This window comes from Caulobacter sp. UNC358MFTsu5.1 (assembly GCF_000712075.1).
Taxonomy (GTDB): Bacteria; Pseudomonadota; Alphaproteobacteria; order Caulobacterales; family Caulobacteraceae; genus Caulobacter.
Genome location: NZ_JONW01000005.1, coordinates 5,001 through 31,740 on the forward strand (window position 1 = coordinate 5,001; position 26,740 = coordinate 31,740).

Below are 26,740 nucleotides of genomic sequence, written 5' to 3' on the forward strand. Positions count from 1 at the left end.
TCCCAATGTGGCTGATCATCCTCTCAGACCAGCTAAGGATCGTCGCCTTGGTGGGCCTTTACCCCACCAACTAGCTAATCCTACGCGGGCCGCTCCAATGGCGATAAATCTTTCCCCCGAAGGGCACATCCGGTATTAGCTCAAGTTTCCCTGAGTTGTTCCGAACCAAAGGGCACGTTCCCACGTGTTACTCACCCGTCCGCCACTAATCCCGAAGGATCCGTTCGACTTGCATGTGTTAGGCCTGCCGCCAGCGTTCGCTCTGAGCCAGGATCAAACTCTCAGGTTGAGTTGACATTGACCCAGACTACCAATCCCGAAGGATCGGCGTTCTGGTTTGCATAGTTTCTTGACGAGTTCCCATCACACATCGACCGAACCGAAGTCCGATCGGCGTATGTATGGTGTCTTCAAGAGACCGCATTTGTCAGCGTCGAGATGGACCTTCTCAGTCCATCGCCAGAGCGCCGCCGCCTGCGTTTCTCTTTCCAAATCAACAATGTCAAAGACCCGAACCCCTCTCCCGAGGAGCCCATCGTTTAGCGCCCGATGTCGGCGGAGGCGGCTATCTATCCAACCTCGAATTCCGTGTCAAACCGTTTTTCTTCAAAACCGTTCGAACCGATCCAACCAAACCGCCCGAAGGCGAACCCAGTAGACCGTGGCGACCTTCTAGAGAAGAGCGCCAACCAAGTCAAGTAAGAATTTCCAGGAAACTCTTTCTAGACTTGAAGAACCTGGCGTCGAATTCTTGCGAACCCCTCACCAAACCCTCCGGAGCCGCGCCTTCTATTGAAAGCCCAAACCCCTGTCAATCGGCCTTTTCACTTTCGTCTATGAGCTGGCCGAGGCCGCTTCGAAGGACAAAAGCGCGGCGACGAAGCCCTTGAAGACAGGGTCTTCGCAAATTCGTCACCGAGTCGATTGAGGCTGCGGAACCTAGCGATCCACCCTTTCGAATGCAAGCCCCGGAGGCCTCGAATTCGTCCGGAAGGCCGTGGCCCCGAAGCGAGGGCGGTGTTTAGCCACCGCCCCGGAGAGTCGCAACCGCAAAAGCGACCCGATCAATCGCACGCATCGCATTGTCTGTGTGTGGATCTGTGAATGGTTTTTGGAGCCGCCCCCTCGTCGCCCCCGGGCGACGACGCTTGCGCCACCCCCTCCCCTGGCTCCATAGACCTCCACAAGAGGAGGCCTCGCGTCCATGTTGTCCCAGAAAGCGCGTTACGCCCTGCGCGCCATGATCGAACTGGCCCGGGAAGACGGGCAGGTCACCGCCGGCGAACTGGCGGTCCGCGCCGACGCGCCGCGCAAGTTCCTCGAGGCCATACTTCTTACACTGGCGCGCCAGGGCCTGGTGATCAGCCGCCGGGGCAAGTTCGGCGGCTATCTGCTGGGGCGCGAGCCCGCCCAGATCAGCTTCGCCGAGATCATCCGCCTGGTCGACGGCCCGCTGGCCCTGACCCCGTGCGTCAGCCGCACCGCCTTCCGGCGCTGCGAGGACTGCCGCGACCTGGCCACCTGCGCCCTGCGCGAAGCCCTGCTGCGGGCCCGCGACGCCACGGCGGCGGTGCTGGAGGGCTACAGCTTGGCCGACGCCGTCGCCGGTTCGGGCGCGGAACTGCTGGAAGAGCCGGCGTCCTGAACGACGCTCTATATAGGCGCCGTATATAGAGTGCGGGGACGCTCCTCTCCGGACCGCCCCGCCGTCCCCCTCGCGACGCGGCCTCAGCCGGCCGCGATATAGGCCTTCAGGCCCTCGGCCTCGGCCTGAGCCTCGCTGATCTTGTACTTCACCAGGTCGCCGATCGAGATGATGCCCGCCAGGCGCTTGCCCTTGCAGACCGGCAGGTGGCGGATGCGGCGGTCGGTCATCCGCTCGAGCAGGGCGTCGACGGTCTCTTCGGGCTGGGCGAAGACCACGTCCCTGGTCATGCAGCTGGAGATCGGCTTGGACAGGGCCGCCGCCCCGCCCTCGGCGATCACCCGCACGATATCGCGTTCGGACAGGATGCCGGCGATCGTCTCGTCCTCCTCGAGCACGACCATGGCGCCCACGCGCCGGGTGTGCAGCAGGGCCGCCGCCGCCCCCACCGTCTCGTTCGGCGAGGCGGTGAAGACGAGATCGCCCTTGTCCTTCAGGATCTGAGAAACCAGCAAAGCTTAATCCTCCCTGAGACTTATATTCCGAGCAGGGTCTCGCAAAGCGGCCCCCTTATCAATGGGCCGCGCGCCGGAGCGGCCGCATATTGTCGCGGGCCAGCTTAACCAAATCGCGAGACCTTCGGGCGTAGACCGAACGCTGTCCGATATTGGCACGGGGGTTGCTTGCCGTTCGGACACGTCGGTGTTCACGAGGTCCAGATGGCTGCGAGTGTGAAGAAACTGCCGGGCGCCGGCCGCCTGCTGGCGATCAGCGCCGCCGTGCTGGCCCTGGCCGCGGCCGCGACGGGCCTGGTGCTGTCGAGCCCCGCCCGCGCCCAGACCCTGGACACCAACTCCGCCTCGTTCAACGCCGGCTACGGCCGCGTGGCCGGTTCCGAGAACCACGTGGTCGAGTATTCGACCCGCGACGCCAACGGCAACCGGGTGATCGTCGACGGCGTCATGCTGACCGGCGCCGACCAGAGCGTCTATTCGTCCAGCCGGTCGTCGGGCTCGCTGGACTCCTATTCGGGCGTCGGCTCCCTCGGGGGCTGGGGCAGCTCCACGGCGATCGGCAACAACCTGACGGTCGTCACCCAGGGCAACAACAACACCGTCATCGTCAACTCCAGCCAGATCAACAACGGCAACATCAGCGCCGGAACGAACGTCGGGAAATCGGGCAATGGCCAGTAAGCGCCTCCTCCTTCTGCTGGCGGGCGCCTGCGCCGCGCTGAGCGCGTGCGGCGGCGTTCCCAAGTCGATGACCGACGGCAACTACGCCACGCCGATCGGCTCGGCGCCCGTGACCGCCAATCCGACGCCCTACACCGCCGGCCTGGTCTGCCTGGCGCAGTACGCCCGCGCCAACCACGTGGTCGCGCCGCGCGTCGCCATCGGCCGCATCGCCGACTACACCGGCAAGGAAGAGTCCGACGGTTCGGGCCGCAAGGTCACCCAGGGCGCCTCGCTGCTGGCCATGACCGCCTTCGCCAAGGCCGGCATGCCCATGGTCGAGCGCTTCGACACCTCGGTGTCGGAGTACGAGCTGAAGTACGCCAACAACAAGCTGATCTCCGACAACCCCAAGCCGGGCGCCGACGCCCCGGCCGACTACCGCCGCATCCTGGCGGGCCAGGTCCCGGGCTCGGACTTCTATGTGGCCGGCGGCATCACCGAGCTGAACTACAACATCCGCTCGGTCGGGGCCGACGCCTATATCGGCGACAAGGACACCGACGGCCTGAAGGGCAACTTCCGCCGCCGGGTGTTCGTGATGAACATCGCCCTGGACCTGCGCCTGATCAACACCCGCACCCTCGAGGTCGTGGACGTGATCTCCTACCAGAAGCAGGTGGTCGGCCGCGAGATCAGCGCCGGTGTCTTCGACTTCCTCAATGGCAACATCTTCGACATCTCGGCGGGCCGCGGCGCGCTGGAGCCGATGCAGCTGGCCGTGCGCTCGCTGATCGAGCGGGCCACCATCGAGATGAGCGCCAACCTCTACGGCATGCCGGGTCCGCAGAGCTGCCTGCAGTACGACCCCTACGCCGCCAACACCGTCGGCGCGACCGGGGCCTTCGTCCCCGCCTACAACAACCTGGGAACCAACAATGCGCAGACCCGCGAAGACCCGTCTCGCTGGAACGATCGCAGCGATCCCAATGTGCGTGATGCTGGCAAGCGGGGTCGCTACTAGCCAGACCGTCCCCGTCCAGGGCTCCAACGACCAGTTGAACCTCGGCGGGATCTTCGCCGACCAGACCCTGAACGTCGTCACCGCCGACGAGGGCGTCACCGCCACCACCACGGCGGGGGGCAACACCTTCGGCGCGACGACCGTCAACGCCGACGCCGGCCTGACGTCCAACCAGGTGAACCAGGGCGCGATCGGCGCCCACGGCGTGGTCAACGTCTCAGGCTCCATGGGCGACTCCAGCACCGTGACCACGACGGCCGTCGGCAACAGCGGCACGGCCACGGCGGCCTACGGGACGCTGAGCGGCTTCATGGTCCAGACCAACAGCGGCGCGGTCACCGCCCGCAGCCAGATCGAGGGCGAGACGGCCCAGGCCGGCGACGTGATCGAGACCAGCTCGGCGGCCGGCAACAGCCAGGGCCTGCTGATGGTCAACGGCGCGATGGGCGCGCGGGTCAGCCAGAACAACCAGGCCGACGTCGCCGCCGACGGCGGGGCGGTGCTGCAGTACGTGGCCGGGACCGCGGTCGTGGCCGGCACGGCGGCGGGCAACAACATCGACCTGACCGGAGCCAACCAGTCGGCGGCCCGGGTGATCACCGACCAGAACAACGGCGCGGCCAATGTCACGGCCACCAAGTTCGCGGCCTACGGCAACAGCTACCTGACCACCACGGCGGCCACGGCCTCGGGCAACAACCTGAACGCCAGCAACGACGGCACGCTGCTGGACGTGGCCAGCCACCAGTACAACACCGCCTATGTGCGGGCCCAGGCCGAGGAGACCTCGTACCAGTTCGGCGGCGCCCAGGCGACGGCGTACGGCGTGGGCAACTCGGCCATGGCCAGCAACAGCAACGGCCCTGGCCTGGTGCTGGACAACGTCCAGGTCAACGACGGCGGCGGGGTCGAGGTGATCGCCAGCTTCGACGGCCATGACGGCTACGACGCCGGCGCCAGCGCCACGGCCATCGGCAACGCGGTCAGCGGCTACGCCTGCAACCTGTGCAGCGGCACGATGACGGCCACCAACAGCCAGTCCAACAATGTCGACATCAGCGCCCGCTCGACCGTGACCGTCCGCTCGTCGGGCCGCGCGGTCGTGGGCGTCTCGACCGCGACGGGGAACAACGCGACGTTCTCGGTGACGAACTAGGGCCGGCACGGGCGGGACTCCCTTCTCGATCAGGCGCGGTCAGCCCTTGCCCCCTACGGACCGCTTCGCGGTCGTCTTCCCCCGGAGGGGGAAGAGCCTCGCGCAGGCGGCTCCGCCCCCTACGGGGGCGGACAGGCGGCGAAGCCGCCAGGTGGGGGCAAGGGGGTCAGCCACGGCTTTTCAGCCTCACGCGATCTCTCGCTGAAGGTATGGAAAGGGACGCGGAGCGCCGGACATCGTCCGGAGTGTTTGAAGCAGTAACCGTTTCGACGAAGCCCGATCGCTCCGCGCGGTCGTTATCCGGAAGCGCGGCGGCGCCGAGTTCTGTTCGAACCTCGCCGCCTTGAAGCCTCCGACGGGCGGGCCAGGTCAACGACACCCGGTCCCGGACCGCGAGCCTCTCACAGCCCGCCTGCTGCTCAATCGGCCCCCATCCAACGCTGTATCCGTGTTCCGAGCCCAGCCGGCACCAGATGGATGGAGTTTGATCCTTTCGGACCGCCGACAGAGCTTCCCGCTCGATCGCCCCCCGCCGCCGCATCGGTCGCTGGCCATGCGCCCTTTCCCGCGTCGAGGTGGGTAAAGGATACGAGCGGTTTGGAGGGTGAGCATAAGTTCGGTCGAAAAAGTTCAGGGCGTTGAAATCACTGAGGTTCATCCGCTATCCACCGAGCATAAATCACCCACTTTGAACCCTCTCCCATAGGGAGAGGGCAGGGTGAGGGGTTACGGCGCCCGCCGGCGCGCCGGCAATGCGGCCGCAGCCAAACCCGACAGGGTGAAACCCCTCACCCTCCCACGCCTGCGGCGCGGGCCCCTCCCTCTCCCTCTGGGAGAGGGCGCGAGGCGCCGCACCTCAAACCCCATCGACAAAAGGGATTTCAATATTCAGACAGTGTCCGCATCCGCATTTCACCCATCATTGAAATACATCCCCCACGCTCCCCAAGCACTCCAAAAACTAGGTAGATGACCTGATTGACTCCCCTAAACCCCGGGAGCAAGGGTTCTGGCATTGTGGCGCCGCTTGACGGGCCGCCGTCGAGCCGATCGCCATCCAGGATGGCTTCGCTATGCACAGTTTCATTTGCGCATCCCCCGGCGGGCGGATGCGAAATCTCGCCGGACCCGGCGAACGAACCCTCGCGCCTGATCGTCGCCGGGGCTCGCACCGCACCCCCTGGGTCGCCTTCGGCGCGGCGCTGGGCCTGTCGCTGACGGCGACGCAAGGCCTGGCCACCGACCTGCGCTACGCGCCGATGTCGCCCAACTTCGGCGGCTTCAACCCCGTGGGCTTCCAGATGGCCCAGTACGAGAAGTCGCTGAAGGCCGCCCAGGCGGCCGCCGAAGCCGCGGCGGCGCGCGCCGGGACGCCCAGCGATCCGAACGCCGCCTTCGTCAACGCCATCATCTCGCAGCTGAACGGCATCGTCGCCCAGACCATCGCCCAGAGGATCGCCAACGCCGGCGACGGCCAGGCCGGCACCATCCAGTCCGGATCGGTGACCATCACCTACATCAATTCGGACGGGCAACTGAGCGTGACCATCACCTCGCCGACCGGCACGACCACCCTAGTCATCCCCTCCGGCGGGGTTTGACCATGAGGGGGGGCAGAGCGCTGGCCGGACTGATCGCGGCGACCGTCCTGGCCGGCTGCGTGACCGCGCCGGTCCATCCGCCCGAAGTGCAGACCCAGCCGGACTTCACCCTGCCGCCCGCCCCGCCCCGCGCCCTGACGGTGGGGGTCTACAGCTGCATCGACACCTCGGGCCAGCGGCGGCCGACCAAGCTGCCGCAGGAACTGAGCACGGCGGTGCCCATGGACTGCACGCCCTATCTGATCGACGCCGTGCGCTCGGTGCCCAGGGGCTATGTCTTCCTGGTCGAACGCCAGCATGTCGATGAGCTGCTGCGCGAGCGGCAACTGGCCACCCTGGCGCTGAACACACCGCCGGAAACCACCGCGCCCGCCGCCGGCCTGGAGGCGCTTCCGCCGCCCCCGGCCCGCCGCCTGATCACCCTGAGGGTGGCCGAGATCCTGCTGATCGGCCAGGTCGTCGCCTACGACCGCGCCACGCGCCAGGCGGCCGGCGGCCTGGCGGTCAACGGCACGGGCGGCAGCGGGGAATACGTCACCGACCTGGTGACCTTCAGCCTCCGCGCCGTGGCCGTCCAGACCGGCGAGGTGCTGGGCCAGGCCACGGTCAGCAAGTCGGTCACCTCGCTGTCGATCGGCGGGCACATCTCCAAGATCTACGACACCTCGACGGTGGAATTCGAAATCGGCGGCGCGGGCAACGAGCCCGTGGGCCTGGCGCTGGGCGCGGCCGTGCGCAGCGCGCTGTTCGCACTGATCAACCAGGGGCTTCGCGACGGATGGTGGTCCTGAGCGGGTCCCGACATAAGGGAGAGAGGAAATGTCTCAGTCACAACGGGCCAGGAGCCGCCTAGGACGAACCGTCAGGCTGCTGCTGATGGCCTCGGCCGCTTGTGCGGCCATGGGGGCGGCCGCCGACGTCGCCCTCGCCGCCAACACCCTCAACATCGACATCAGCGGCGGCGGCACGGTGCGGTCCCTGCGGATCCGGCAGGACAATGTGGGCCCCACCCACGTGATCAGCGCCAACGGCGCCACCAACGGGGCGGCCTTCCCCGTGCGCGGCGCGTGGAACAGCATCGCCATCACCCAGATCGGCCAGAGCAACACCCTGGCCGGGGCGGTCACCTCCAGCGCCTCGACCACCGCCTCGCTCAGCCTGACCTACGGCTCCGGCGTGACCGGCGGTAACAACCATCACAGCCTGACGATCGGCGGGACCACGGCGCCGGTGAACCCCAGCGTCACGGTGGCCGTCATCAACTCCGATCCGACCAACGCCACCAACACGATCACCGACGTGCTGGACGGCTCCAGCCTGACCTACGCCCTGACGCTGAACGGCGCCGACAACACCGTGGCCAACACCCTGGCCGCCACCGGCGCGGTCAATGTGACGGAGACGATCAACGGCGGCGCCCTGGGCGTCGGCAACACCGTCACCAACACCATCACCGGCGCGACCACGATCACCGGCACGATCACCATCGCCTCGGACGACAACGTGGTGACCAACACCTCCGACGGGGCCGGAGCCAAGACGTTCAGCGTCAACCTGCCCAGCGGCGGCGCCGACGGCAACACGATCAGCACCGACTTCACCGGCGGCTCGGGGACCCAGATCTCGAACCTGACGGTCAACGGCGTGACCTCGCGCGTCGACTACAGCGTCGTGGCCAGCGGCGCGGGATCGACTGTCAACACCACGCTCAGCAACGCCGTCGGCGCGGCGGGCGCGGCGGGCGTCGTGCGGGTGGTCCAGACCGGCAGCGGCGCCTCCCTGGGCCTGACCGTCAACGGCGGGGCCTTCACCATGGGCTCCGACACGGTGGACAGCCTGACCGGCGGCATCCTGGTCACCCAGGCCAATCCCGGCGCCTCGGCCAACCTGATCGTCACCGCGGGGGGCGATGGCTACACATTCGCGATCAGCCAGTAGGGTCGCAGCCCTCGCCCTGCTGCTGGGGCTGGCGGCGGGTGTCGTCCTGACGACGCCCGCCGCCAGTCGCGCCGCGACCCTGCTGATCTGCCGGGTGTTCGACACCGCCACGCCGCCGATCCGCCCCCTGGTCGTGCCCGCCGGCTCGCTGTTCCGCGACACCGGCCGCTCGGACGATCCCCTGGCGGCCTTCACCGGCGACGCCTGGTCGCTGCGGCTGGAGACCGTGGGCGACACCGTGATCCCCTCGCTTCGGGCCTGCGCCCGCTCCCCCGTGCGGATCACCAGCGACTCCAGCGTCAAGGCGGTGTCGGCCAACGACAACCGGACCTTCGTCTACGCCGGCTCGAACCTGCTGCTCGACGCGCCCGAGACGTCGGAGGAGATGTTCGGACTGACGGGCCGGATGCTGGACCAGGCGCCTTGAGACCTGCCGGCGACACGCGCCCCGATCGACGCCGGAGCGTGGCCGTTTCGCCCAACCGACGCCTTGCTTGCGCCACGTGCTCCGGCCAAGGTGCGCCCCCTCCGATGGTCTATCCTCAAGGTCGCACATGATCCGCGTTTCGCGCCTGGCGCTCGTCCTCTCCGCCGGGCTCAGCCTCTCAGCCTGCGCGACCCTGTCCCACGTGATGCCCGGCGGAAAGGACGAGGCCGCCGCGCCGGCCGCCCCGGCCGCAACGTCGACGCCCAAGGCGTCGCACGAGCTTCCGCCCAAGCCGTCGCCCAAGACCTCTGACGTCCCGACCATCGACCAGGTGAAGCCGGGCCAGTGGCCGCAGGCCGTCTCGGACGTCGCGCCCGATCCGCGCGTGCGCTTCGGCGTGCTGCCCAACGGCATGCGCTACGCCATCCAGAAGAACGCCACCCCGCCCGGCCAGGCCGCCCTGCGCCTGTGGTTCGACGCCGGCTCGCTGAACGAGACCGACGAACAGCAGGGCCTGGCCCACTTCCTCGAGCACATGGCCTTCAACGGCTCCAAGAACGTGCCCGAAGGCGAGATGATCAAGATCCTCGAGCGCCACGGCCTGTCGTTCGGCGCCGACACCAACGCCTCGACCAATTTCAGCGAGACCACCTACCAGCTGGACCTGCCCAAAACCGACGACGACACGGTCGACACCGCCATGATGCTGCTGCGCGAGGCGGCCGGCGAGCTGACCATCGCGCCGGACGCGGTGGATCGCGAGCGCGGCGTGGTGCTGTCGGAGGAGCGCACCCGCGACAGCCCCGGCTACCGCGTGTTCGTCAACACCTTCGGCTTCCAGCTGCAGGGCCAGCGGCCGCCGCAGCGCCTGCCGATCGGCAAGACCGACATCCTCAAGGCCGCCCCGGCCCAGACCATCCGCGACTTCTACCAGGCCTGGTACCGGCCCGAGAACGCCGTGGTGGTGGCGGTGGGCGACTTCGACGTCGACGCCATGGAGGCCAAGATCAAGGCCCGCTTCGGCGACTGGAAGGGCCAGGGCCAGCCGGGCGTGAGGCCCGACCTCGGCCCCGTGGCCAAGCGCGGCCTGACCGCCAAGGTGCTGGTCGAGCCCGGCGCCCAGACCTCGGTCCAGATGGCCTGGGTCCTGCCGCCCGACCTGGAGCTGGAGACCCGCGCCAAGGACAAGGAAGAGCTGGCCAAGGCCCTGGGCTTCGCGGTGCTGAACCGACGGCTGACGGTGCTGACGCGCTCGGACAATCCGCCGTTCATCGTCGCCGTGGCCGTGCAGAACGACCAGGAGCACGCCGCCGACATCACCACCCTCGGCGCCACCGTCCAGCCGGGCCACTGGGCCGAGGCGCTGACCGCCCTGGAGCAGGAACAGCGCCGCATCGTCCAGTACGGCGTGCGCCAGGACGAGCTGGACCGCGAGATCGCCTCGATGCGGGCCGCCTTCGTGGCCGCCGCCGCGGGCGAGGCCACCCAGCGCACCACGGCCCTGGCCGGCGCCATCGTCGGCACGCTGGGCGATCGCGAGATCGTCACCAGCCCGTCCCAGAACCTGGCCGTCTTCGACGAGGCCACCAAGGGCCTGACCGCCGAGAAGGTCTCGGCCCTGGTGAAGGCCCAGTTCGCCGGCTCGGGCCCGCTGATCACCGTCCCGACCCCGACCGCCATCGACGGCGCGGAGAAGACGGTGCTGGACGCCTACGCCGCCTCGGCCAAGACCCCGGTCACGGCCCCGGCCGCGCCGGGCGTCATCAACTGGCCCTATGCGACGTTCGGCGCCAAGGGCGCGGTCGTCGAGCAGAAGGACGTCACCGACCTGGACACCGTCTTCGTGCGTTTCGCCAACGGCGTGCGCCTGACGGTCAAGCCGACCAAGTTCCGCGACGACCAGATCCTGGTGAAGGCTCGGATCGGCCACGGCCTGCTGGACCTGCCGTCGGGCGCCCAGTCCCCGATGTGGGCCGGCTCGGCCTTCATCGAGGGCGGCCTCAAGCAGATCAGCACCCAGGACATGGAGCGGGTGCTGAACGGCAAGGTCTACAACGCCGGCCTGGGGGTCGAGGACGACGCCTTCAGCCTGTCGGGCCGCACCCGTCCGGAGGACCTGGACACCGAACTGCAGGTGCTGGCCGCCTACGCCACCGAGGGCGGCTGGCGTCCCGAGGCCTTCAACCGCATCAAGACCTATTACGGCTCGATCCACGACCAGCTGGAAAGCACGCCCAGCGGCGTGATGGGGCGCGACCTGGGCGGGCTGCTGCACGGCGGCGACGGCCGCTGGACCTTCCCAAGCCGCCAGCAGATCGCCGGCGCGACGCTGGAACCGCTGAAGTCGGCGGTGTCCGGTCCGCTGGCCGCCGATTCCATCGAGGTGGTGATCGTCGGCGACATCACGGTCGACAAGGCCGTGGCGGCCGTGGCCCAGACCTTCGGCGCCCTGCCGGCCCGTCCCGACACCCCGGCCCCGGCCGGGGCCGAGAAGGCGCCCTTCCCCGCCCCGTCGAAGACCCCGATCGTCCGCACCCACAAGGGCCGGGCCGACCAGGGCCAGCTGTTCATGGCCTGGAAGACCGACGACCTGTTCAGCGACCTGCAGCGGGCCCGCAACATCCAGGTCCTGGCCCAGGTGATGCAGCTGCGGCTGACCGACGAACTGCGCGAGAAGCAGGGGGCGACCTATTCGCCCTCGGCCTCGGCGACGGCCAGCGTGGCCTTCACCGGCTGGGGCTATCTGGCGGTCAGCGTTGAGACCCCGCCCGACAAGATCGACGGCGTCATCGCCAGCATCCGCCAGATCGCCGCCGACCTGCGCGACAAGCCGATCGACGCCGACGAGCTGGAACGGGCCAAGAAGCCGCGCATCGACCAGATCGAGAAGGCCCGCGAAACCAACGAGTACTGGCTGGGAGCCCTGTCGGGCGCCCAGACCGACCCGCGCCTGCTGACCGCCACCCGCTCGGTGCTGGCCGGCCTGCAGCGCGTCAGCATCGCCGACGTCCAGAAGGCGGCCCAGACCTTCCTGGGCGACGACAAGTCGTGGACGATGATCGTCAAGCCGGAGGGGAAGTAACCCATGGTTCCGCTCATCCCGGCAAATGCCGGGATGAGCGGAGCTGAGAGATTTACCGGCAGGCGATCAGGCGGACCGGATCCTGCGGGGCCCGGGTCGACGGGTGGGCGAGCGCCCCGTAGGCCACGAGCGCCCAGATCGCCAGCACGGCCAGCCATTCGACGGGGGTGACGGGATAGGGCCTGGGCGGTTTCATGGCGGCGTTATCCGACGGTTGCCCTTCCTCGGATAACGACTTATCAGCGGACATCTGTGAGGTTTCGTCACATGGCCGCCCGCTCGCTCCCGCCGCTCAACGCCCTGCGCGCCTTCGAGGCGTTCGGCCGGCGCGGCCGGATGACCCTGGCGGCCGACGAGCTGTGCGTCACCCACGGGGCGATCAGCCGCCAGATCCGCCAGTTGGAGGATCACCTGGGCGTGGCCCTGACCGAGGGGCCGCGCAACCGCCTGACCCTGACCGAGGCCGGCCTGACCCTGGCCCAGGCCCTGACCCAGGCGCTGGACCAGATCGAGGCCGCCCTGCCCCAGCCCGCCGGCGCGGGCGACGGGGCGCTGGTGGTCTCGTGCCTGCCGACCTTCGCCATGAAGTGGCTGATCCCGCGCCTGCCCGGCTTCGTCGCCGCCCATCCCGACATCCAGGCGCGGATCGTGGAGTCCAACGGCCCGTTCGACTTCCGCGCCGACGGCGTGGACCTGGCGATCCGCATGCGCCTGCCCGATGCCCCGCCCTCGCCGGACGCCGAGGTCACGCCGTTCCTCAAGCACTATGTCGGGCCGGTGGCCGCCCCGGCCCTGGCCGCCCAGATCGAGGCCCCGGAGAGCCTGGCCCGCCTGCCCCGGCTGCACACCCGCACCTTCCTGGAGAGTTGGGCCGAATGGGAGGCCGCGGCGAAGGTCGTCCTGCCGCCGGCCGCCGTGAACCGCGAGTTCGACCACTATTTCTACATGCTGGAGGCCGCCGCCGCCGGCCTGGGCGTGGCGCTCAGTCCCTGGGCCTTCGCCGAGACCGACCTGGTCTCCGGGCGCCTGGTCGCGCCGCTGGGCATGATCCCCGGCCAAGCCCGGGTCTGCGCCCTGACGCCCAAGGGCAAGGCCACCCGCGCCGCGCGCCGGTTCCGCGACTGGCTGGTGGCCGAGGGCGCGGCGACGCCGCCCCCGCCCGGCTCGCGGCCGGGTTCTCAACAGCTGGTCGAGCGCGCCGGAGCAAAAGCCCTTACACTTTCGCGTCCGGCCCTCTAGTTTCCGCCGATCCCCCGCGCCCTGCGCGCCCCATCGATATCAGGAGCCCGTCATGGACGCCGGCACGATCACCAAGCTCGAAGCCCATCTCAAGCGTACCTTCGGCAACCCGCACATCGCCCTGAAGGCCCGTCCCAAGCAGAAGGACTCGGCCGAGGTCGAGGTGAAGGGCGAATTCATCGGCGTCATCTTCCAAGACGAAGACGAAGACGGCTCCTTCATGTTCGAGATGGCGATCCTGGCCGAAGACCTGGAATAGGCTTCTCCGCCGCTTGGCGAAAATGACCACTTTGACTATCTTTCGGTCGAAGTGGTCATTGGAGGGCGTCATGCCCGATGGAACCTGGAGTCTGGCCGACGCGAAGGCCAAGTTGAGCGAAGTGGTCGAACGGGCCAAGACCCAGGGCCCTCAACACCTTACCAAGAACGGCAAGGACGCCGCCGTCGTCCTCTCGGCGGAGGACTACCGACGGCTCAGCGAGGCGGAAGCCAACACCGCCAAGCCGCCCCCCAGCTGGCTCGATCCTCGCTACCGCGTTCTCAGCGACGAAGAACACGCGCGACTGTTCACCCGTGACCCGGATCCGGGGCGGGTGATCGAGTTCTGATGTTTCTGCTCGACACGAACGTCCTGTCGGATTCCACCAAACTGACGCCGCATCTCTCGGTGACCCGATGGCTGGGTGCGCAATCCCGTTCGACGCTGTTCGCCAGCGTCATCAGCCTGGCCGAGGCGAACTACGGCATTGAAAGACTTCCCGCGGGCCGAAAGGCCGACAGCCTGCGCCATTGGCTCGGCAGCGTGATCGTCGATTTTGGCGAACGCATGCTGCCCGTCGACGCGCAGGTCGCCATGGCGCAAGCGCGCCTCCGCCGTTCGGCCGAGAACGATCGGCGGACCATGCCCGCGAACGACGCGTTCATCGCCGCTACGGCGGAGGTCCACGGCCTCACCCTGGCGACTCGCAACGTCCGTGACTTCGAAGCCTGGAGCGGGCCGGTGTTCAATCCGTGGGACGCGGATTAGCCGGCGGTCGCCTCCGCGACCATCCCCCGACGCACCATCAGCGACGCCCCGGCGGCCAGCAGCCCCGCCGCCCCGGCGATGACGAACGCCTCCATGTACTGCCCCTGCTGCGCGCGGATCACGCCCGCGCCGATCGCGGCCGTCGCCGCGCCCAGCTGGTGGCCCGCGCCGATCCAGCCGAACACGATGGGCCCGTCGCGATCGCCGAACGCCTCGGTGGCCAGGCGCACGGTCGGCGGCACCGTGGCGATCCAGTCCAGGCCGTAGAACACCGCGAAGACCGACAGGCTCATCAGCGAGAAGTCTGAGAACGGCAGGTAGATCAGCGAGAGCCCGCGCAGGGCGTAGTAGACGAACAGCAGCTTGCGCGGATCGTAGCGGTCGGTCAGCCAGCCCGAGGCCGTGGTGCCGAACAGGTCGAACAGCCCCATCAGCGCCAGCAGACCCGCGGCCTTGACCTCGGGCAGGCCCCGGTCGCCGCAGAAGGCGATCATGTGCACGCCGATCAGGCCGTTGGTGGTCAGGCCGCAGATGAAGAAGCCGCCGAACAGCAGCCAGAAGGTGCGGGTCTTGCTGGCCCGGTGCAGGGCGCCGAAGGCGGCGGCCAGGGCGTTGGACGCCGAGCCCTTGGGCGGCGGGGTCCAGTCGTCGGGCGCGCCGAACGGGCGCTGGCCGATGGCGTCGGGGCTTTCGGGGATCAGCAGCCAGCAGATCGGGGCCATGATCGCGGCGACGGCGGCCACGGTCAGCACCACCGGCCGCCAGCCGCCATGGTCGGCGATCCAGGCCATGGCCGGCAGGAAGATCAGCGAGCCGGTGGCCGTCGCCGCCGTCAGCAGGCCCAGCATCAGGCCGCGCCGCTGGACGAACCAGCGATTGACGATGGTCGCGCCCAGCACCATGGCCACCGCCCCGCTGCCGACGCCCGCCATCACGCCCCAGGTGGCCACGTACTGCCAGCTCTGGGTCATGAAGGCCGACAACCCGGTGGACACCGCCATCAGCAGCAGGGCCAGGCTGATCGTGCGCCGCACGCCGAACGACTGCATCAGCGCCGCCGCGAACGGTCCGGTCAGGCCGTAGAGGAAGATGCCGATCCCGGCGGCCAGGGAGATCGAGCCGCGGTCCCAGTGGAAGGCCTTCTCCAGCGGCAGGATCAGCACGCCGGGCGCGGCGCGGAGGCCGGCGGCCGACAGCAGGGCCAGGAAGGTCGCGGCGGCCACGACGAAGGCGTAGCGGTTTCCGAGGGTGCGACGAAGAATCTGCATGCGATGTAACCGATCGGTACGGGGCTTGTCGCCTTGCATACGTACCGGTAAGTAACATCGTCAAGCGCCATGACGAAATTCGACGAAAAAACCTCCGCCCCAAAACCCTTGGAAGGGCCCGAGCACCCCTACGGTCCGGGGGCGCGCGCCGCCGAGCGCATCTTCGAGACCGCGCGGGACCTGTTCTATCGCGAGGGCATCCGCGCCGTGGGCGTGGACGAGATCGTCACCCGGGCCGGGGTGACCAAGCCCAGCCTCTATCGCGGCTTCAAGTCCAAGGACGATCTGGTGGCCGCCGTGCTGCGCGAGGTCGAGGTGGGGTTCTGGGGCCGCTTCGATTCGGCCGAGACGGCGTTCCCCGACGATCCCAAGGCCCAGATGGTGGCCTTCTTCGAAGGCCTGGCGGCGCGGTCGGGCGGCGCGGACTATCGCGGCTGCGCGCTCAGCAACGCCGTGGTCGAGTATCCGGACCGCGACCACGCCGGCCGGGCGGTGGCCCAGGTCCACAAGCAGGACCTGCGCGCGCGGCTGCGGGCCAAGGCCGGCGAGATGGGCGCGTCCGACCCCGCCGCCCTGGGCGACGCCATGATGCTGCTGGTCGAGGGGGTGTTCACCTCCAGCCAGATGTTCGACGACGACGACAAGCCCGCCCTGGCCGTGGTCGGGGCGGTGAAGGCGTTGATCGGGGCGTATTGCTCCCCAAGTGAGCAAGGATGAGCCATCCCCTCGACCGCCCTGTCTGGTCCGCCTTCACGGGCCGTCAGTCGCATCTGGCGCTGCGCGACGGGACCGCCCTGCGGGTGCATCCGGACTTCGGCCTGTTCGCCGCGACGGCGGACGACGCGCCCGGGAGCCTGGAGGCCCTGGGCCGGCTGGTCCGCGCCCATGGCGGCGAGGTCGGGCTGGTCGAGCGGTTCGATCCGCCGCCGGTCCCGGGGACCACGGTCGTCAAGAGCGCCCTGTGCTGGCAGATGGTCGCCGAGAAACTGGCCGCGCCCAAGCCCGCCGCCTTCGACATCCTGCCCCTGACCGACGCCGACGCGCCGGAGATGCTGGCCCTGGCCACCCTGACCGCGCCCGGCCCGTTCTTCTCGCGCACCCACGAGTTGGGCGGGTTCGTCGGGGTGAAGGTGGACGGCAAGCTGGTGGCCATGGCCGGCGAGCGCATGCGGCCCGACGGCTTCACCGAGGTCAGCGGCGTCTGCGCCCACCCCGATCATCGCGGCAGGGGCTACGCCGCGACGCTGATGCTGCACGTGGCCGGCAAGATGGTCGAACGCGGCGAGACCCCGTTCCTGCACAGCTACGCCGACAACAAGGGCGCCATCGCGCTGTACGAGGCGCTGGGCTTCCGGTTCCGGTGCGAGCAGGTGCTGACGGTGCTGGCTCCCCTATAATCCGCTCATCCCGGCGAATGCCGGGACCCAGATCCGAGAACTGGGAAGCTGACTGGATAGGCTCGGCGCTCTTGGCCTCAGCCACACCGCCATTCCATCTGGGTCCCGGCATTCGCCGGGATGAGCGGAGCATTGGACAAACAAAAGGACCCGGAAGGCGCTCGCCCTCCGGGTCCCTTGTCCGCCTAGATCGGCGCGATCACGCCTCGATCTGCTCCGCCGATTTCCGCGCCCAGCCGTACAGCGCGAACACCACGACCGCTGCGGCGACCAGGGCGAAGATCATGCCCAGGTGCTCGGAGGGCGCGAAGGGCACCTCCAGCGGGCCGGGCTTCTGGGTGGCGACGATCAGGCCGGCCAGGGCCACGTTGAACAGGCTCTCGCCGACGATGAAGCCCGAGGCGATCAGCACGCCCAGGCGCTTGGCGGCCTCGCCGTTGCGGTCCTTGTCGACCAGCTTGTCGTAGACCCAGCCGATCACGGCGCCGACCACCACCGGGGCGGTCACGGCGCTGGGCAGGTAGATGGCCAGGCCCACGCCCAGGGGCGGCAGGCTGAAGCGGCCGTTGCTGGCGCGGCGCAGGACGATGTCGATGATGACCAGGCCCACGCCGATCAGGGCGCCGTAGCCCAGCAGGCTCCAGTTCAGGTCATGGCCGATCACGCCCTTGGCCAGGGTCGAGATCAGGGTCGCCTGCGGCGCGTCCAGCGGCTTGGCGCCGGCCACGGTCGACAGGTTGGCCGCGCCCGAGAAGCCGTTCGACTGGTTCAGCAGCTCCAGCACGAAGGGGATGACGATGGCGCCGGCGACGACGCCGATGATCAGGGCCACCTGCTGCTTCCACGGCGTGGCGTCGACCAGCTGGCCGGTCTTCAGGTCCTGCAGGTTGTCGTTGGCGACCACGGCCACGGCCAGCACCATGGTGGTGACGTAGAGGGCGTAGGCGACCAGGGCCTTGGCGATGTCCGGGCCGATCACGCCGCGGCCGACGATGCCGACCATCAGCGAGGCGCCCAGCACGGTCAGGATGGCGATGCCCGAGACCGGGCTGTTGGACGAGCCGATCAGGCCGGCCATGTAGCCGCAGACGGCGGCGGCCAGCAGGCCGGCCACCAGGACGTAGCCGATGCCGATGGCCACCAGCGGCGCGGCCAGGCTGGTGATCGGGCCGCCGGTCAGGAAGTGGGCCAGGAACCAGCCGGCCGGGGCCAGCAGGACCAGCGAGACGACGCCGACGATGCCGATCGGGATGTCCTGCTCGGTGCGGGGGATGTCGCCGCCGCCCGACTTGCGGACCTTGTTGGCCTCGAAGGCCGAGACCAGGCCCGACCAGATCGGCAGGGCCAGCTTGCCCAGGGTCCAGATGGCGGCGGCGCCGATGACGCCCGCGCCCATGAACCGCACTTCGGTCTTCCAGACGGTCAGGGCGTGCTTGGCGACGTCGACGTCGGGCATGGGGTGCAGGCTGGTCATGACCGGCACCAGCACGCCCCAGGCGATGGCCAGGCCGGCGAACATGGCGACGCCGACGGTGATGCCCATCAGGTGGCCCGCGCCCATCAGGGCCAGCGAGCTGGAAGCGCCCAGGCCGGTCGCGCCGGCCCCGGCCTTGAAGTAGCCCGCGACCTCGGCCGCGAAGATCTTGGCGGCGGCCAGGGCGGCGAACAGGGCCGAGGCGACGGTGCCCAGCACCACGGCCACCAGGCCCTTCTGCCCTTCGGCGGCGCCCGCGCGCGAGCCGGTGCCGACCTTCAGCACCTCGGCGGCGGCGACGCCTTCCGGGTAGGGCAGGTCGGAATTGGTGACCAGGGCCCGGCGCAGGGGGATGGTGTACATCACCCCCAGCACCCCGCCGACCAGGCAGGCGCCGAAGGTGGTCAGGAACGGCACGTGGGCCCACCAGCCGATCATCAGCAGGCCGGGCAGCACGAAGATCACCGACGACAGGGTGCCCGCCGCCGAGGCGATGGTCTGGACGATGTTGTTTTCCTGGATCGTCGCGGTCTTGAAGGCGCGCAGCAGGGCCATCGAGATGACCGCGGCGGGGATCGAGGTGGCGAAGGTCAGGCCCACCTTCAGGCCCAGATAGACCTGGGCGGCGGTGAAGACCAAGGTGATGGCGATCCCGAGAAGGACCCCTCGGAGGGTGATCTCCGATCGGGGAGTCGCGGCGGCGTCGGACGTCATGAAGGGTCCCAAAACAGTTAAGGCGGCCGGACCTTGCACGTCCGACCGCCCCAAACTCAAGCCTTGTTCCGCATTTTCGCGTTTTGCGGGCTGGCGTTACCCTTGAAATCCCTTTTCAGGGAACAGGTTCAGAGCACGCCCAGCATTTCCGCGACCAGCGGATGGCGGACGATGTCGCGGTCGGCCAGGCGGACCACCGCGATGTTCTCGACCGGCTCGAACTTGGCCGACACCTCGGCCAGGCCCGAGATGCCCGGCAGCAGGTCCGACTGGTTCGGGTCGCCCGTGACCACCATGGTCGAGTTCCAGCCCAGGCGGGTCAGCAGCATCTTCAGCTGCATGTAGGTGCAGTTCTGGGCCTCGTCGATCACCACGAAGGCGTTGTTCAGCGTGCGGCCGCGCATGAAGCCGACCGGGGCGATCTCGATGGCGCCCTCGGCCATCAGCGCCCGCATGCGCTTGACCGACAGGCGGTCGCTGAGCGCGTCGTAGAGCGGGCGCAGATACGGGGCCAGCTTGTCCTCCATGTCGCCCGGCAGGTAGCCGATCGACTCGCCGGCCTCGACGGCGGGGCGCGACAGCACGATGCGGCCGACCTTGCCGGCCTCCAGGGCCTCCACGGCCTTGGCGATGGCGATGTAGGTCTTGCCGGTGCCGGCCGGGCCCAGGGCCATGATCAGGTTCTTGCTGTCGATCGCCTCGATCAGGCCCGCCTGACCGGGCGATTTGGGTTTGATCGTTTTGAGGTAACTCTGGTCCCGGTCCTCATGCCCTGGATTGCCCAGCGGCGACCAAGCGTGGCGATGCTCCACCGGCAGGCGGCGCACCTTGGCGTCGTCGTCGTAACGGCCAGCATCATTCGCGCCTTCGCGCACCATCCGCTTGAGAGCTCGCTTGGTCATGTAAGCCTCCATTCAGGCATGAAAAAAGGACGTGGCCGAAGGGCGACGTCCTTGGAGCAGGTGGGGAGGAGAGAAACGAAGACGCGAGCGCGGCCGGGCGGTTCGGAGCTTGCCCCCGAAGGCGGTGATGAACGCCCAAACCCCAAAACCGACACCCAAGGTCTCCGTTACCGGGAGGCCGCGTTCGGCGATCGAGCGCGGCTCGGATACGAGAAGAATGACTCCCGATGTGGGAGTGTTCCCCCTCGAATCGCACAAATACAATGGGGCGAGCATGGTTTATGAGCCGTTAAGCCCTTGCTCGATTTTAGAACACGAGGTGTACGGATGACTGTCTATTCCTTGGGCGCCGCAAATCCTTCGCTGCCGCCGGAAGGCGAATATTGGATCGCGCCCAGTGCCTCGGTGATGGGAAACGTCATCATGCGGAAGAACTCCAGCGTCTGGTGGGGCGCAATAGTTCGCGGAGACAACGATCCCATTGAGATCGGCGAGAACAGCAACGTCCAGGACGGCTCAGTACTGCACACCGACATCGGCAGCCCGCTGACCATCGGCGCGAACGTGACAATCGGCCACATGGTCATGCTTCACGGCTGCACGATCGGCGACGGCTCGCTGATCGGCATCGGCTCGATCATCCTGAACGGCGCGAAGATCGGGAAGAACTGCCTGATCGGCGCCGGGGCCCTGATCACCGAGGGCAAGGAGATCCCCGACAACTCGATGGTCATGGGCGCGCCCGGCAAGGTGGTCCGCGAGATCGGCGAGGGCCACGCGGCGATCCTCCAAGCCTCGGCCCTGCACTATGTCGAGAACTGGAAGCGCTATCGGGCCGAGCTGACGCGGATCGACTGAGATCCGTCGGGCACCCGACTTAATAAAATACCGACGGTTTAGGAGCATGGTCGGGCCATGGCGTGGGGACAGCGCATGGCGGCCAGCCCGAGACGAGTGTGGAATCCGGCGCATCGACGCCTGGCGGTCCTGACGCTCGCCTACGCCGGGTGCATGGCCTACAGCCTGTTCCTGGCCGGCGCCGCCCAGCGCATCCCCACCATCTGGACCGCCAACGCCGTGCTGATCGGCGGCCTGCTGCTGCTCAGCCGCCGGCAGGGCCTGGCCCTGCTGGCCCTGACCGCCGTCGTGCACGTGGCCATGGAGCTGGCGGTCGGCGACTCGCCCCGGTTCGTGCTGACCATCACGGCGCTCGACATCCTGCAGACCGCGGCGACCGCGGCGGTCCTGCGCCTGACGCGCCTGCCGATCCGCGTGCGCTCGATGCGCGGCTTCCTGGCCCTGATGGCCGCCTCGACCGGCTTCACCGCGATCAGCTCGGTCGTCGTCAACGGCCTGCTGTCGTTGAGCTTCCACGGCCCGTTCTGGCGCGCCTGGAGCGAATGGACCACCTCCAACGTGCTGGGCGTGGCCATCGCCCTGCCCACCCTGCTGATCCTGTTCGACCGCCGCCACCGCGACAGCTTCCGCGTCAGCCTGTCGGAATCGCTGCTGGTCCTGATGCTGGTGCTGGTCACCGCCGTGACCGTGTTCACCGCCGACACCGCCCTGCAGGTGCTGCTGTTCGCCCCGGCCCTGCTGGCGGTGTTCCGCGGCGGACCGCGCGCGGCCGCCGTGCTGGTGACCGGCTCCCTGGCCGCGACCATCCCGGCGATCCTGTACAAGACCGGAATGGACCCCGCGGCCGCCGTGCCCCTGCTGCGGCAGGCCCAGATCTTCCATCTGGTGCTCTACGCCGTGTGCCTGGCCGCCGCCCTCGCCCTCAGCCGCCAGGCCCGCCTCCAGGCCCTGCTGGTCCGCCGCCAGGCCACCGCCCGCGCCGCCCAGGCCAAGGCCCAGGCCGCCAACCAGGCCAAGAGCGACTTTTTGGCCACGATCAGCCACGAGATCCGCACCCCGCTCAACAGCATCCTCGGCTTCGCCGGCCTGGTCGGCGATGATCCCGGCCTGTCGGCCGAGAGCCGCCGTCGCCTGGACCTGGTGGAGCGCGCCGGGCGCTCGCTGGCCGAGATCGTCGGCGACCTGCTGGACTTCGCCAAGGTCGAGGCCGGGCGGCTGGACCTGCGGCCCGAGCCCGCCTCGCCCGCCGCCCTGCTGCGCGACGCCGTCGCCATCATCGCCCCCGCCGCCCAGGCCAAGGGCCTGGCCCTGACCGTGGACGTCGAGACCACGGGCGACGGCGACGAGGCCGCCCTGCTGGCCCTGGACGAGACCCGCCTGCGCCAGGTGCTGCTGAACCTGCTGGCCAACGCGCTGAAGTTCACCGCCCAGGGCCGGGTGACGGCCCGCCTGACCCTCGGCCCCGCGCCGGGCGATCTGCGGTTCGAGGTCGCCGACACCGGCATCGGCATCGCCCCCGACGTCCAGGCCCGTCTCTTCCGCCGCTTCAGCCAGGCCGACAGCTCCATCAGCCGCAGCTACGGCGGCGCGGGCCTGGGCCTGGCGATCAGCAAGGCCCTGGTCACCCAGATGGGCGGCGAGATCGGCGTCGACAGCGCCCCGGGCGCCGGTTCGCGGTTCTGGGTGGCCCTGTCGGCCCAGGTCGCGGCCAAGCCCGCCCCCGCCCCCGCCCTCGCCGCGCCGGCGGCCGAGCCGGAGCCCCCTCGCCCGGCCCGGGTGCTGCTGGTCGACGACCATCCGATGAACCGCGAGCTGGGCCACGCCCTGCTGACCCTGGCCGGCTGCGACGTTTCCACCGCCGAGGACGGGGCCCAGGCCCTGGAGGCCGCCGGCCTGGGCGGCTTCGACCTGATCCTGATGGACGTCCACATGCCCGGCATGGACGGCCTGGCCGCCGCCCGCGCCATCCGCGCCCTGCCCGGTCCGCCCGGCGCCGTGCCGATCGTGGCCCTGAGCGCCGACGTCCTGCCCGAACAGATCGCGCGGTGCCGGGCGGCGGGCATGGACGACCACGTGGCCAAGCCGATCCGGCGCGAGGACCTGCTGGCGGCGGTGGGACGGGCGCTGGCGGGAGAGCGGAAGCCGGAAGGCCGGGCGCGTGTCGGCGAGGGCTGAGGCGGCGCCGCTTTTCCGTGCCCGGCGCATCTGACGAACGGCTCCGCCCTGGACGCCCATCCGGCCCCGGGGCGGTGCGCCCAATCATCGCGCCTGGAATTGGTGCGGCTCCAAGGCTGGCGTTCTGCTTCCGCCCGCGTTAGCAGACCGCCCCATGATCCGCCTCGACAACATCTCCAAGCAAAACGGCCACCAGATTCTGTTCATCGAAGCCTCGATGGGCATCCAGAAGGGTGAGAAGGTCGGCCTCGTCGGCCCGAACGGCGCCGGCAAGACCACGCTGTTCCGCATGATCACCGGCCAGGAGCAGCCCGACGACGGGCTGGTCACGATCGATCCGGGCATGAAGATCGGCTATTTCAGCCAGGATGTCGGCGAGATGTCGGGCCAGAGCGCGGTCGCCGCGGTGATGGACGGCGTCGGCCCGGTCAGCGCCCTGGCCGCCGAAATGGCGACGCTGGAGGCGGCCATGGTCGATCCGGACCAGGCCGACCAGCTGGACGCCGTCATGGAACGCTATGGCGAGGTGCTGGAGCGCTTCCAGGAACTGGACGGCTATGCGCTGGAAGCGCGGGCGCGCGAGGTCCTGGCCGGCCTGAGCTTCAGCGAGGAGCGCATGGACGGCGACGTCGGCCTGCTGTCCGGCGGCTGGAAGATGCGCGTGGCCCTGGCCCGCATCCTGCTGATGCGGCCCGACGGCATGCTGCTGGACGAACCGTCCAACCACCTGGACCTGGAAAGCCTGATCTGGCTGGAGGCCTTCCTGAAGAACTACGACGGCGCGCTGCTGATGACCTCGCACGACCGCGCCTTCATGAACCGCATCATCGGCAAGGTGGTCGAGATCGACGCCGGCCAACTGATCACCTATTCGGGCGATCTGGACTTCTACGACCAGCAGCGCGCGCTCACCGAACAGCAGCGCCAGGCGCAGTACGAGCGTCAGCAGGCCATGCTGGCCAAGGAAATCAAGTTCATCGAGAAGTTCAAGGCGCGCGCCTCGCACGCCGCCCAGGTCCAGAGCCGGGTCAAGAAGCTCGACAAGATCGAACGCGTCGAGGCTCCGCGCCGCCGCCAGACGGTGCAGTTCGAGTTCCAGAGCCCGCCGCGGTCGGGCGAGGACGTGATCAACCTGCGCGACGTCCACAAGGGCTACGGCGCCCAGTCGATCTACGAGGGCCTGGATTTCCTGGTGCGCCGCAAGGAACGCTGGTGCGTCCTGGGCGCCAACGGCGCCGGCAAGTCGACCCTGCTGAAGCTGGTGGCCGGCGACACCAAGCCCGACCAGGGCACGGTCAACATCGGCGCCAGCGTCAGGATGGGTTACTTCGCCCAGCACTCCATGGACCTGCTGGACGGCGAAGAGACGATCTTCGAGTCGCTGGAGCGCTCGTTCCCGCAGGCGGGCCAGGGCGCGCTGCGGACCCTGGCGGGGTGCTTCGGCTTCTCCGGCGACGACGTCGAAAAGCCCTGCCGCGTCCTGTCCGGCGGCGAGAAGGCGCGCCTGGTCATGGCCAAGATGCTGTTCGATCCGCCGAACCTGCTGGTGCTGGACGAGCCGACCAACCACCTGGACATGACGACCAAGGAGATGCTGGTCGCGGCCTTGGCCGACTTCGAGGGCACCATGCTCTTCGTCTCGCACGACCGCCACTTCCTGGCGGCCCTGTCGAACCGCGTGCTGGAGCTGACGCCCGAGGGCGTCCATCAGTACGGCGGCGGCTATACGGAATATGTCGCCCGCACGGGTCAGGAAGCGCCGGGGCTGCACCCGGGCGGCTAGCGGCCTCACCGCCGGGAGCCGGACCGGACGGGTCGGCTCCCGGCGCGGGCCTTCCCCCGCGTCCCCCTTGCCCGCCGTCAAAACCCGCGTCACTCTCTGGCTTAACAACGATAACATTCCAGGGAGGCGACGTCGGGCCATGGCCAGCACGCGCTACGACTACGTCATCATCGGCGCCGGTTCGGCCGGCTGCGTCCTGGCCGCGCGGCTGACCGAGGACCCCAACGTCAAGGTCCTGCTGCTGGAGGCCGGCGGCAAGAACACCTCGATCCTGGTCAAGATGCCCGCCGGCGTCGGCGAGTTGATCAAGGCCAAGGGCGACCAGAACTGGGGTTTCTGGACCGAGGCCGAGCCTCACCTCAATGACCGCAAGCTGTGGTGGCCTCGCGGCAAGGGCCTGGGCGGCAGCTCGGCCATCAACGGCATGATCTATATCCGCGGCCATGCGCGCGACTACGACCAGTGGCGGCAGATGGGACTGGCGGGCTGGTCCTATGCCGAGGTCCTGCCCTACTTCAAGCGCTCGGAAAGCCACCACGGCGGCGGCGACGCCTATCATGGCGACGCGGGTCCGCTGCACGTCTCGCACGGCGAATCCAAGAGCCCGTTCTATCCCGCCCTGATCGAGGCCGGCCGCCAGGCGGGCCACGCGGTGACCAAGGACTTCAACGGCTATCGCCAGGAGGGCTTCGGCCCCTACGACCTGACCATCCGCGACGGCAAGCGCTGGAGCGCGGCGGCGGCCTATCTGACGGCCGCCCTGACCCGGCCGAACCTGACCTGCGTGACCGAGGCCCGCACGACCCGCATCCTGGTCGAGAAGGGCAAGGCGATCGGCGTCGAGTACGTGGTCGCGGCCAGCCCCGAGCGCCTCGTGGCCCATGCCGACGCCGAGGTGCTGCTCAGCGCCGGGGCGGTGCAGTCGCCGCACATCCTGCAGCTGTCGGGCATCGGCGCCCCGGACGACCTGAAGGCCCAGGGCGTCGCGGTCGTCCATGAGAGCAAGGGCGTCGGCGCCAACCTGCAGGACCACCTGGACGTCTGCCTGTCGTGGACGACCAAGAACCTGCAGACCGCCTATTCGGCCAACAAGGGCCTGAAGAAGCTGAGCACGGGCCTGTCCTACATGCTGCTGGGCAAGGGCCTGGGCCGGCAGCAGTTCCTGGAGAGCGGCGCGTTCCTGAAGTCGCGTACCGACCTCGACCGGCCCGACCTGCAGATCCACGGCGTGCTGGCGATCATGCAGGACCACGGCAAGGTCCAGGTCGAGAAGGACGGTTTCACCCTGCACGTCTGCCAGCTTCGCCCGGAAAGCCGGGGCAAGGTGGGCCTGCGCTCGGCCGACCCGTTCGACGACCCGACCATCCTGGCCAACTACCTGGCGACCGAGGAAGACCGCCGGGCCGTGCGCGAGGGCGTGAAGATCGCCCGCGACGTGGTGGCCCAGGCCGCCTTCGATCCCTATCGCGAGGCCGAGTACGCGCCGGGCGCCGGGGTGAAGACCGACGCCGAGATCGACGCCTGGGTGCGGGCCAAGGCCGAGACCATCTACCACCCGGTCGGCACCTGCCGGATGGGCGCGGCCGGCGATCCGCTGGCGGTCGTCGATGACCAGTTGCGCGTGCAGGGGCTTTCGGGCCTGCGGGTGATCGACGCCTCGGTCATGCCCACCCTGATCGGCGGCAACACCAACGCCCCGACCATCATGATCGCCGAGCGCGCGTCCGACCTGATCCGGGGCAAGGCGACCCTGGCGCCGATCGACGCGCCGGTGTTCGAGGACGGCCGGGCGGCGGCGGCTTAAGCGTCGTGCTACGATGGGGGACACGCGCATGCGCGTGTCCCCGCCCCCGCT

Annotated in this window: 24 protein-coding genes and 1 rRNA gene (1 of these 25 running past the window's edge); 19 read left to right on the plus strand and 6 right to left on the minus strand. The window is 69.0% G+C overall.

Translation table 11 applies throughout. From position 1 onward, the window contains the following. Positions 1–289, minus strand: a 16S ribosomal RNA gene (locus BR39_RS0102110) (it extends 1,195 nt beyond the left edge of the window). Between the two features lie 915 nt (positions 290–1,204). On the opposite strand from BR39_RS0102110, the gene BR39_RS0102115 reads away from it, so the two are divergent. Further along, positions 1,205–1,645, plus strand: coding sequence for an Rrf2 family transcriptional regulator (locus BR39_RS0102115; RefSeq protein ID WP_029907369.1), 441 nt, complete (start codon positions 1,205–1,207; stop codon positions 1,643–1,645). Between the two features lie 83 nt (positions 1,646–1,728). On the opposite strand, the gene BR39_RS0102120 is transcribed toward BR39_RS0102115, so the two are convergent. After that, on the minus strand, positions 1,729–2,160 hold the full coding sequence (locus tag BR39_RS0102120) for a CBS domain-containing protein (RefSeq protein ID WP_029907370.1): 432 nt from the start codon (positions 2,158–2,160) through the stop codon (positions 1,729–1,731). Positions 2,161–2,364: 204 nt separating this feature from the next. On the opposite strand from BR39_RS0102120, the gene hfaA reads away from it, so the two are divergent. The 8 genes from hfaA (at position 2,365) to BR39_RS0102160 (ending at position 12,048) form a co-directional block, all read left to right on the plus strand. Beyond that, on the plus strand, positions 2,365–2,841 hold the full coding sequence (gene hfaA / locus BR39_RS0102125; protein ID WP_029907371.1) for a holdfast anchoring protein HfaA: 477 nt from the start codon (positions 2,365–2,367) through the stop codon (positions 2,839–2,841). Beyond that, positions 2,831–3,844, plus strand: coding sequence for a holdfast anchoring protein HfaB (gene hfaB / locus BR39_RS0102130; protein ID WP_029909942.1), 1,014 nt, complete (start codon positions 2,831–2,833; stop codon positions 3,842–3,844). Before hfaA ends, hfaB begins: the two co-directional genes overlap by 11 nt. Further along, on the plus strand, positions 3,810–5,000 hold the full coding sequence (gene hfaD, locus BR39_RS0102135) for a holdfast anchor protein HfaD (protein WP_029907372.1): 1,191 nt from the start codon (positions 3,810–3,812) through the stop codon (positions 4,998–5,000). Before hfaB ends, hfaD begins: the two co-directional genes overlap by 35 nt. A 1,109-nt stretch (positions 5,001–6,109) precedes the next feature. Beyond that, positions 6,110–6,601 carry a curli assembly protein CsgF gene (locus BR39_RS0102140; RefSeq protein ID WP_029907373.1) on the plus strand — a complete coding sequence of 164 codons (492 nt, stop codon included), beginning with the start codon at positions 6,110–6,112 and terminating at the stop codon, positions 6,599–6,601. 2 nt (positions 6,602–6,603) lie between these two features. Then, positions 6,604–7,392 carry a CsgG/HfaB family protein gene (locus tag BR39_RS0102145; RefSeq protein ID WP_029907374.1) on the plus strand — a complete coding sequence of 263 codons (789 nt, stop codon included), beginning with the start codon at positions 6,604–6,606 and terminating at the stop codon, positions 7,390–7,392. A 28-nt stretch (positions 7,393–7,420) separates the two neighbouring features. Further along, a complete protein-coding gene (locus BR39_RS0102150) occupies positions 7,421–8,539 on the plus strand; it encodes a hypothetical protein (protein ID WP_156035550.1) in 1,119 nt (372 codons plus the stop codon). Then, the gene (locus tag BR39_RS0102155) at positions 8,511–8,966 is read left to right on the plus strand and encodes a hypothetical protein (protein ID WP_156035551.1); all 456 of its coding nucleotides are present in this window, start codon (positions 8,511–8,513) and stop codon (positions 8,964–8,966) included. The genes BR39_RS0102150 and BR39_RS0102155 overlap by 29 nt, the downstream gene beginning before the upstream one ends. Before the next feature lie 127 nt (positions 8,967–9,093). Next, the gene (locus BR39_RS0102160) at positions 9,094–12,048 is read left to right on the plus strand and encodes a pitrilysin family protein (protein ID WP_029907377.1); all 2,955 of its coding nucleotides are present in this window, start codon (positions 9,094–9,096) and stop codon (positions 12,046–12,048) included. A 52-nt stretch (positions 12,049–12,100) separates the two neighbouring features. Here BR39_RS0102160 and BR39_RS26670 read toward each other — a convergent pair whose 3' ends face one another. After that, positions 12,101–12,244 carry a hypothetical protein gene (locus BR39_RS26670; protein ID WP_197026633.1) on the minus strand — a complete coding sequence of 48 codons (144 nt, stop codon included), beginning with the start codon at positions 12,242–12,244 and terminating at the stop codon, positions 12,101–12,103. A gap of 71 nt (positions 12,245–12,315) precedes the next feature. Here BR39_RS26670 and BR39_RS0102170 point away from each other — a divergent pair, with 71 nt between their 5' ends. The 4 genes from BR39_RS0102170 to BR39_RS0102185 all read left to right on the plus strand — a co-directional run bounded on the left by BR39_RS0102170 (position 12,316) and on the right by BR39_RS0102185 (position 14,314). Further along, the gene (locus BR39_RS0102170; RefSeq protein WP_029907378.1) at positions 12,316–13,287 is read left to right on the plus strand and encodes a LysR substrate-binding domain-containing protein; all 972 of its coding nucleotides are present in this window, start codon (positions 12,316–12,318) and stop codon (positions 13,285–13,287) included. Positions 13,288–13,339: 52 nt separating this feature from the next. Continuing rightward, a complete protein-coding gene (locus tag BR39_RS0102175) occupies positions 13,340–13,546 on the plus strand; it encodes a DUF3126 family protein (RefSeq protein ID WP_029907379.1) in 207 nt (68 codons plus the stop codon). 70 nt (positions 13,547–13,616) lie between these two features. Then, positions 13,617–13,895 carry a type II toxin-antitoxin system Phd/YefM family antitoxin gene (locus BR39_RS25165; RefSeq protein WP_051695082.1) on the plus strand — a complete coding sequence of 93 codons (279 nt, stop codon included), beginning with the start codon at positions 13,617–13,619 and terminating at the stop codon, positions 13,893–13,895. Further along, on the plus strand, positions 13,895–14,314 hold the full coding sequence (locus BR39_RS0102185) for a type II toxin-antitoxin system VapC family toxin (RefSeq protein WP_029907381.1): 420 nt from the start codon (positions 13,895–13,897) through the stop codon (positions 14,312–14,314). Before BR39_RS25165 ends, BR39_RS0102185 begins: the two co-directional genes overlap by 1 nt. On the opposite strand, the gene BR39_RS0102190 is transcribed toward BR39_RS0102185, so the two are convergent. After that, positions 14,311–15,582 (minus strand): MFS transporter, encoded by a 1,272-nt coding sequence (locus BR39_RS0102190; RefSeq protein ID WP_029907382.1) that lies wholly within the window; start codon positions 15,580–15,582, stop codon positions 14,311–14,313. The two genes, BR39_RS0102185 and BR39_RS0102190, sit on opposite strands and share 4 nt — an antisense overlap. A gap of 69 nt (positions 15,583–15,651) precedes the next feature. Here BR39_RS0102190 and BR39_RS0102195 point away from each other — a divergent pair, with 69 nt between their 5' ends. Further along, positions 15,652–16,299 carry a TetR/AcrR family transcriptional regulator gene (locus tag BR39_RS0102195; protein ID WP_029907383.1) on the plus strand — a complete coding sequence of 216 codons (648 nt, stop codon included), beginning with the start codon at positions 15,652–15,654 and terminating at the stop codon, positions 16,297–16,299. Further along, entirely contained in the window at positions 16,296–16,979 is a 684-nt protein-coding gene (locus tag BR39_RS0102200; RefSeq protein ID WP_029907384.1) for a GNAT family N-acetyltransferase, read from the plus strand. The genes BR39_RS0102195 and BR39_RS0102200 overlap by 4 nt, the downstream gene beginning before the upstream one ends. A 199-nt stretch (positions 16,980–17,178) precedes the next feature. Here BR39_RS0102200 and BR39_RS0102205 read toward each other — a convergent pair whose 3' ends face one another. Then, positions 17,179–19,167 carry an OPT family oligopeptide transporter gene (locus BR39_RS0102205; RefSeq protein ID WP_029907385.1) on the minus strand — a complete coding sequence of 663 codons (1,989 nt, stop codon included), beginning with the start codon at positions 19,165–19,167 and terminating at the stop codon, positions 17,179–17,181. A 128-nt stretch (positions 19,168–19,295) separates the two neighbouring features. Continuing rightward, positions 19,296–20,081 (minus strand): PhoH family protein, encoded by a 786-nt coding sequence (locus tag BR39_RS0102210; protein WP_156035552.1) that lies wholly within the window; start codon positions 20,079–20,081, stop codon positions 19,296–19,298. A 375-nt stretch (positions 20,082–20,456) separates the two neighbouring features. Between BR39_RS0102210 and BR39_RS0102215 the strand changes: the two genes are divergently transcribed. The 4 genes from BR39_RS0102215 to BR39_RS0102230 all read left to right on the plus strand — a co-directional run bounded on the left by BR39_RS0102215 (position 20,457) and on the right by BR39_RS0102230 (position 26,689). After that, a complete protein-coding gene (locus BR39_RS0102215; RefSeq protein ID WP_231499418.1) occupies positions 20,457–20,927 on the plus strand; it encodes a gamma carbonic anhydrase family protein in 471 nt (156 codons plus the stop codon). 57 nt (positions 20,928–20,984) lie between these two features. Continuing rightward, a complete protein-coding gene (locus BR39_RS0102220; protein ID WP_051695085.1) occupies positions 20,985–23,102 on the plus strand; it encodes an ATP-binding protein in 2,118 nt (705 codons plus the stop codon). A 154-nt stretch (positions 23,103–23,256) separates the two neighbouring features. Further along, positions 23,257–24,885, plus strand: coding sequence for an ABC-F family ATP-binding cassette domain-containing protein (locus BR39_RS0102225; RefSeq protein ID WP_029907389.1), 1,629 nt, complete (start codon positions 23,257–23,259; stop codon positions 24,883–24,885). A gap of 139 nt (positions 24,886–25,024) precedes the next feature. After that, a complete protein-coding gene (locus BR39_RS0102230) occupies positions 25,025–26,689 on the plus strand; it encodes a choline dehydrogenase (RefSeq protein ID WP_029907390.1) in 1,665 nt (554 codons plus the stop codon). The last annotated feature ends 51 nt before the right edge of the window (positions 26,690–26,740 follow it).

What these genes read in the sequence shown, in the direction of transcription:
- BR39_RS0102170 (WP_029907378.1), top strand. Translation starts at nt 12,316, where the DNA reads ATGGCCGCCCGCTCGCTCCCGCCGCTCAACGCCCTGCGCGCCTTCGAG.
- BR39_RS0102220 (WP_051695085.1), top strand. Translation starts at nt 20,985, where the DNA reads ATGGCGTGGGGACAGCGCATGGCGGCCAGCCCGAGACGAGTGTGGAAT.
- BR39_RS0102175 (WP_029907379.1), top strand. Translation starts at nt 13,340, where the DNA reads ATGGACGCCGGCACGATCACCAAGCTCGAAGCCCATCTCAAGCGTACC.
- BR39_RS0102195 (WP_029907383.1), top strand. Translation starts at nt 15,652, where the DNA reads ATGACGAAATTCGACGAAAAAACCTCCGCCCCAAAACCCTTGGAAGGG.
- BR39_RS0102115 (WP_029907369.1), top strand. Translation starts at nt 1,205, where the DNA reads ATGTTGTCCCAGAAAGCGCGTTACGCCCTGCGCGCCATGATCGAACTG.
- BR39_RS0102200 (WP_029907384.1), top strand. Translation starts at nt 16,296, where the DNA reads ATGAGCCATCCCCTCGACCGCCCTGTCTGGTCCGCCTTCACGGGCCGT.
- BR39_RS0102160 (WP_029907377.1), top strand. Translation starts at nt 9,094, where the DNA reads ATGATCCGCGTTTCGCGCCTGGCGCTCGTCCTCTCCGCCGGGCTCAGC.
- BR39_RS0102185 (WP_029907381.1), top strand. Translation starts at nt 13,895, where the DNA reads ATGTTTCTGCTCGACACGAACGTCCTGTCGGATTCCACCAAACTGACG.
- BR39_RS0102230 (WP_029907390.1), top strand. Translation starts at nt 25,025, where the DNA reads ATGGCCAGCACGCGCTACGACTACGTCATCATCGGCGCCGGTTCGGCC.
- BR39_RS0102205 (WP_029907385.1), bottom strand. Translation starts at nt 19,167, where the DNA reads ATGACGTCCGACGCCGCCGCGACTCCCCGATCGGAGATCACCCTCCGA.
- BR39_RS25165 (WP_051695082.1), top strand. Translation starts at nt 13,617, where the DNA reads ATGCCCGATGGAACCTGGAGTCTGGCCGACGCGAAGGCCAAGTTGAGC.
- BR39_RS0102150 (WP_156035550.1), top strand. Translation starts at nt 7,421, where the DNA reads ATGTCTCAGTCACAACGGGCCAGGAGCCGCCTAGGACGAACCGTCAGG.
- BR39_RS0102145 (WP_029907374.1), top strand. Translation starts at nt 6,604, where the DNA reads ATGAGGGGGGGCAGAGCGCTGGCCGGACTGATCGCGGCGACCGTCCTG.
- BR39_RS0102225 (WP_029907389.1), top strand. Translation starts at nt 23,257, where the DNA reads ATGATCCGCCTCGACAACATCTCCAAGCAAAACGGCCACCAGATTCTG.
- hfaB (WP_029909942.1), top strand. Translation starts at nt 2,831, where the DNA reads ATGGCCAGTAAGCGCCTCCTCCTTCTGCTGGCGGGCGCCTGCGCCGCG.
- BR39_RS0102140 (WP_029907373.1), top strand. Translation starts at nt 6,110, where the DNA reads ATGCGAAATCTCGCCGGACCCGGCGAACGAACCCTCGCGCCTGATCGT.
- hfaA (WP_029907371.1), top strand. Translation starts at nt 2,365, where the DNA reads ATGGCTGCGAGTGTGAAGAAACTGCCGGGCGCCGGCCGCCTGCTGGCG.
- BR39_RS26670 (WP_197026633.1), bottom strand. Translation starts at nt 12,244, where the DNA reads ATGAAACCGCCCAGGCCCTATCCCGTCACCCCCGTCGAATGGCTGGCC.
- hfaD (WP_029907372.1), top strand. Translation starts at nt 3,810, where the DNA reads ATGTGCGTGATGCTGGCAAGCGGGGTCGCTACTAGCCAGACCGTCCCC.
- BR39_RS0102210 (WP_156035552.1), bottom strand. Translation starts at nt 20,081, where the DNA reads ATGGAGGCTTACATGACCAAGCGAGCTCTCAAGCGGATGGTGCGCGAA.
- BR39_RS0102190 (WP_029907382.1), bottom strand. Translation starts at nt 15,582, where the DNA reads ATGCAGATTCTTCGTCGCACCCTCGGAAACCGCTACGCCTTCGTCGTG.
- BR39_RS0102155 (WP_156035551.1), top strand. Translation starts at nt 8,511, where the DNA reads ATGGCTACACATTCGCGATCAGCCAGTAGGGTCGCAGCCCTCGCCCTG.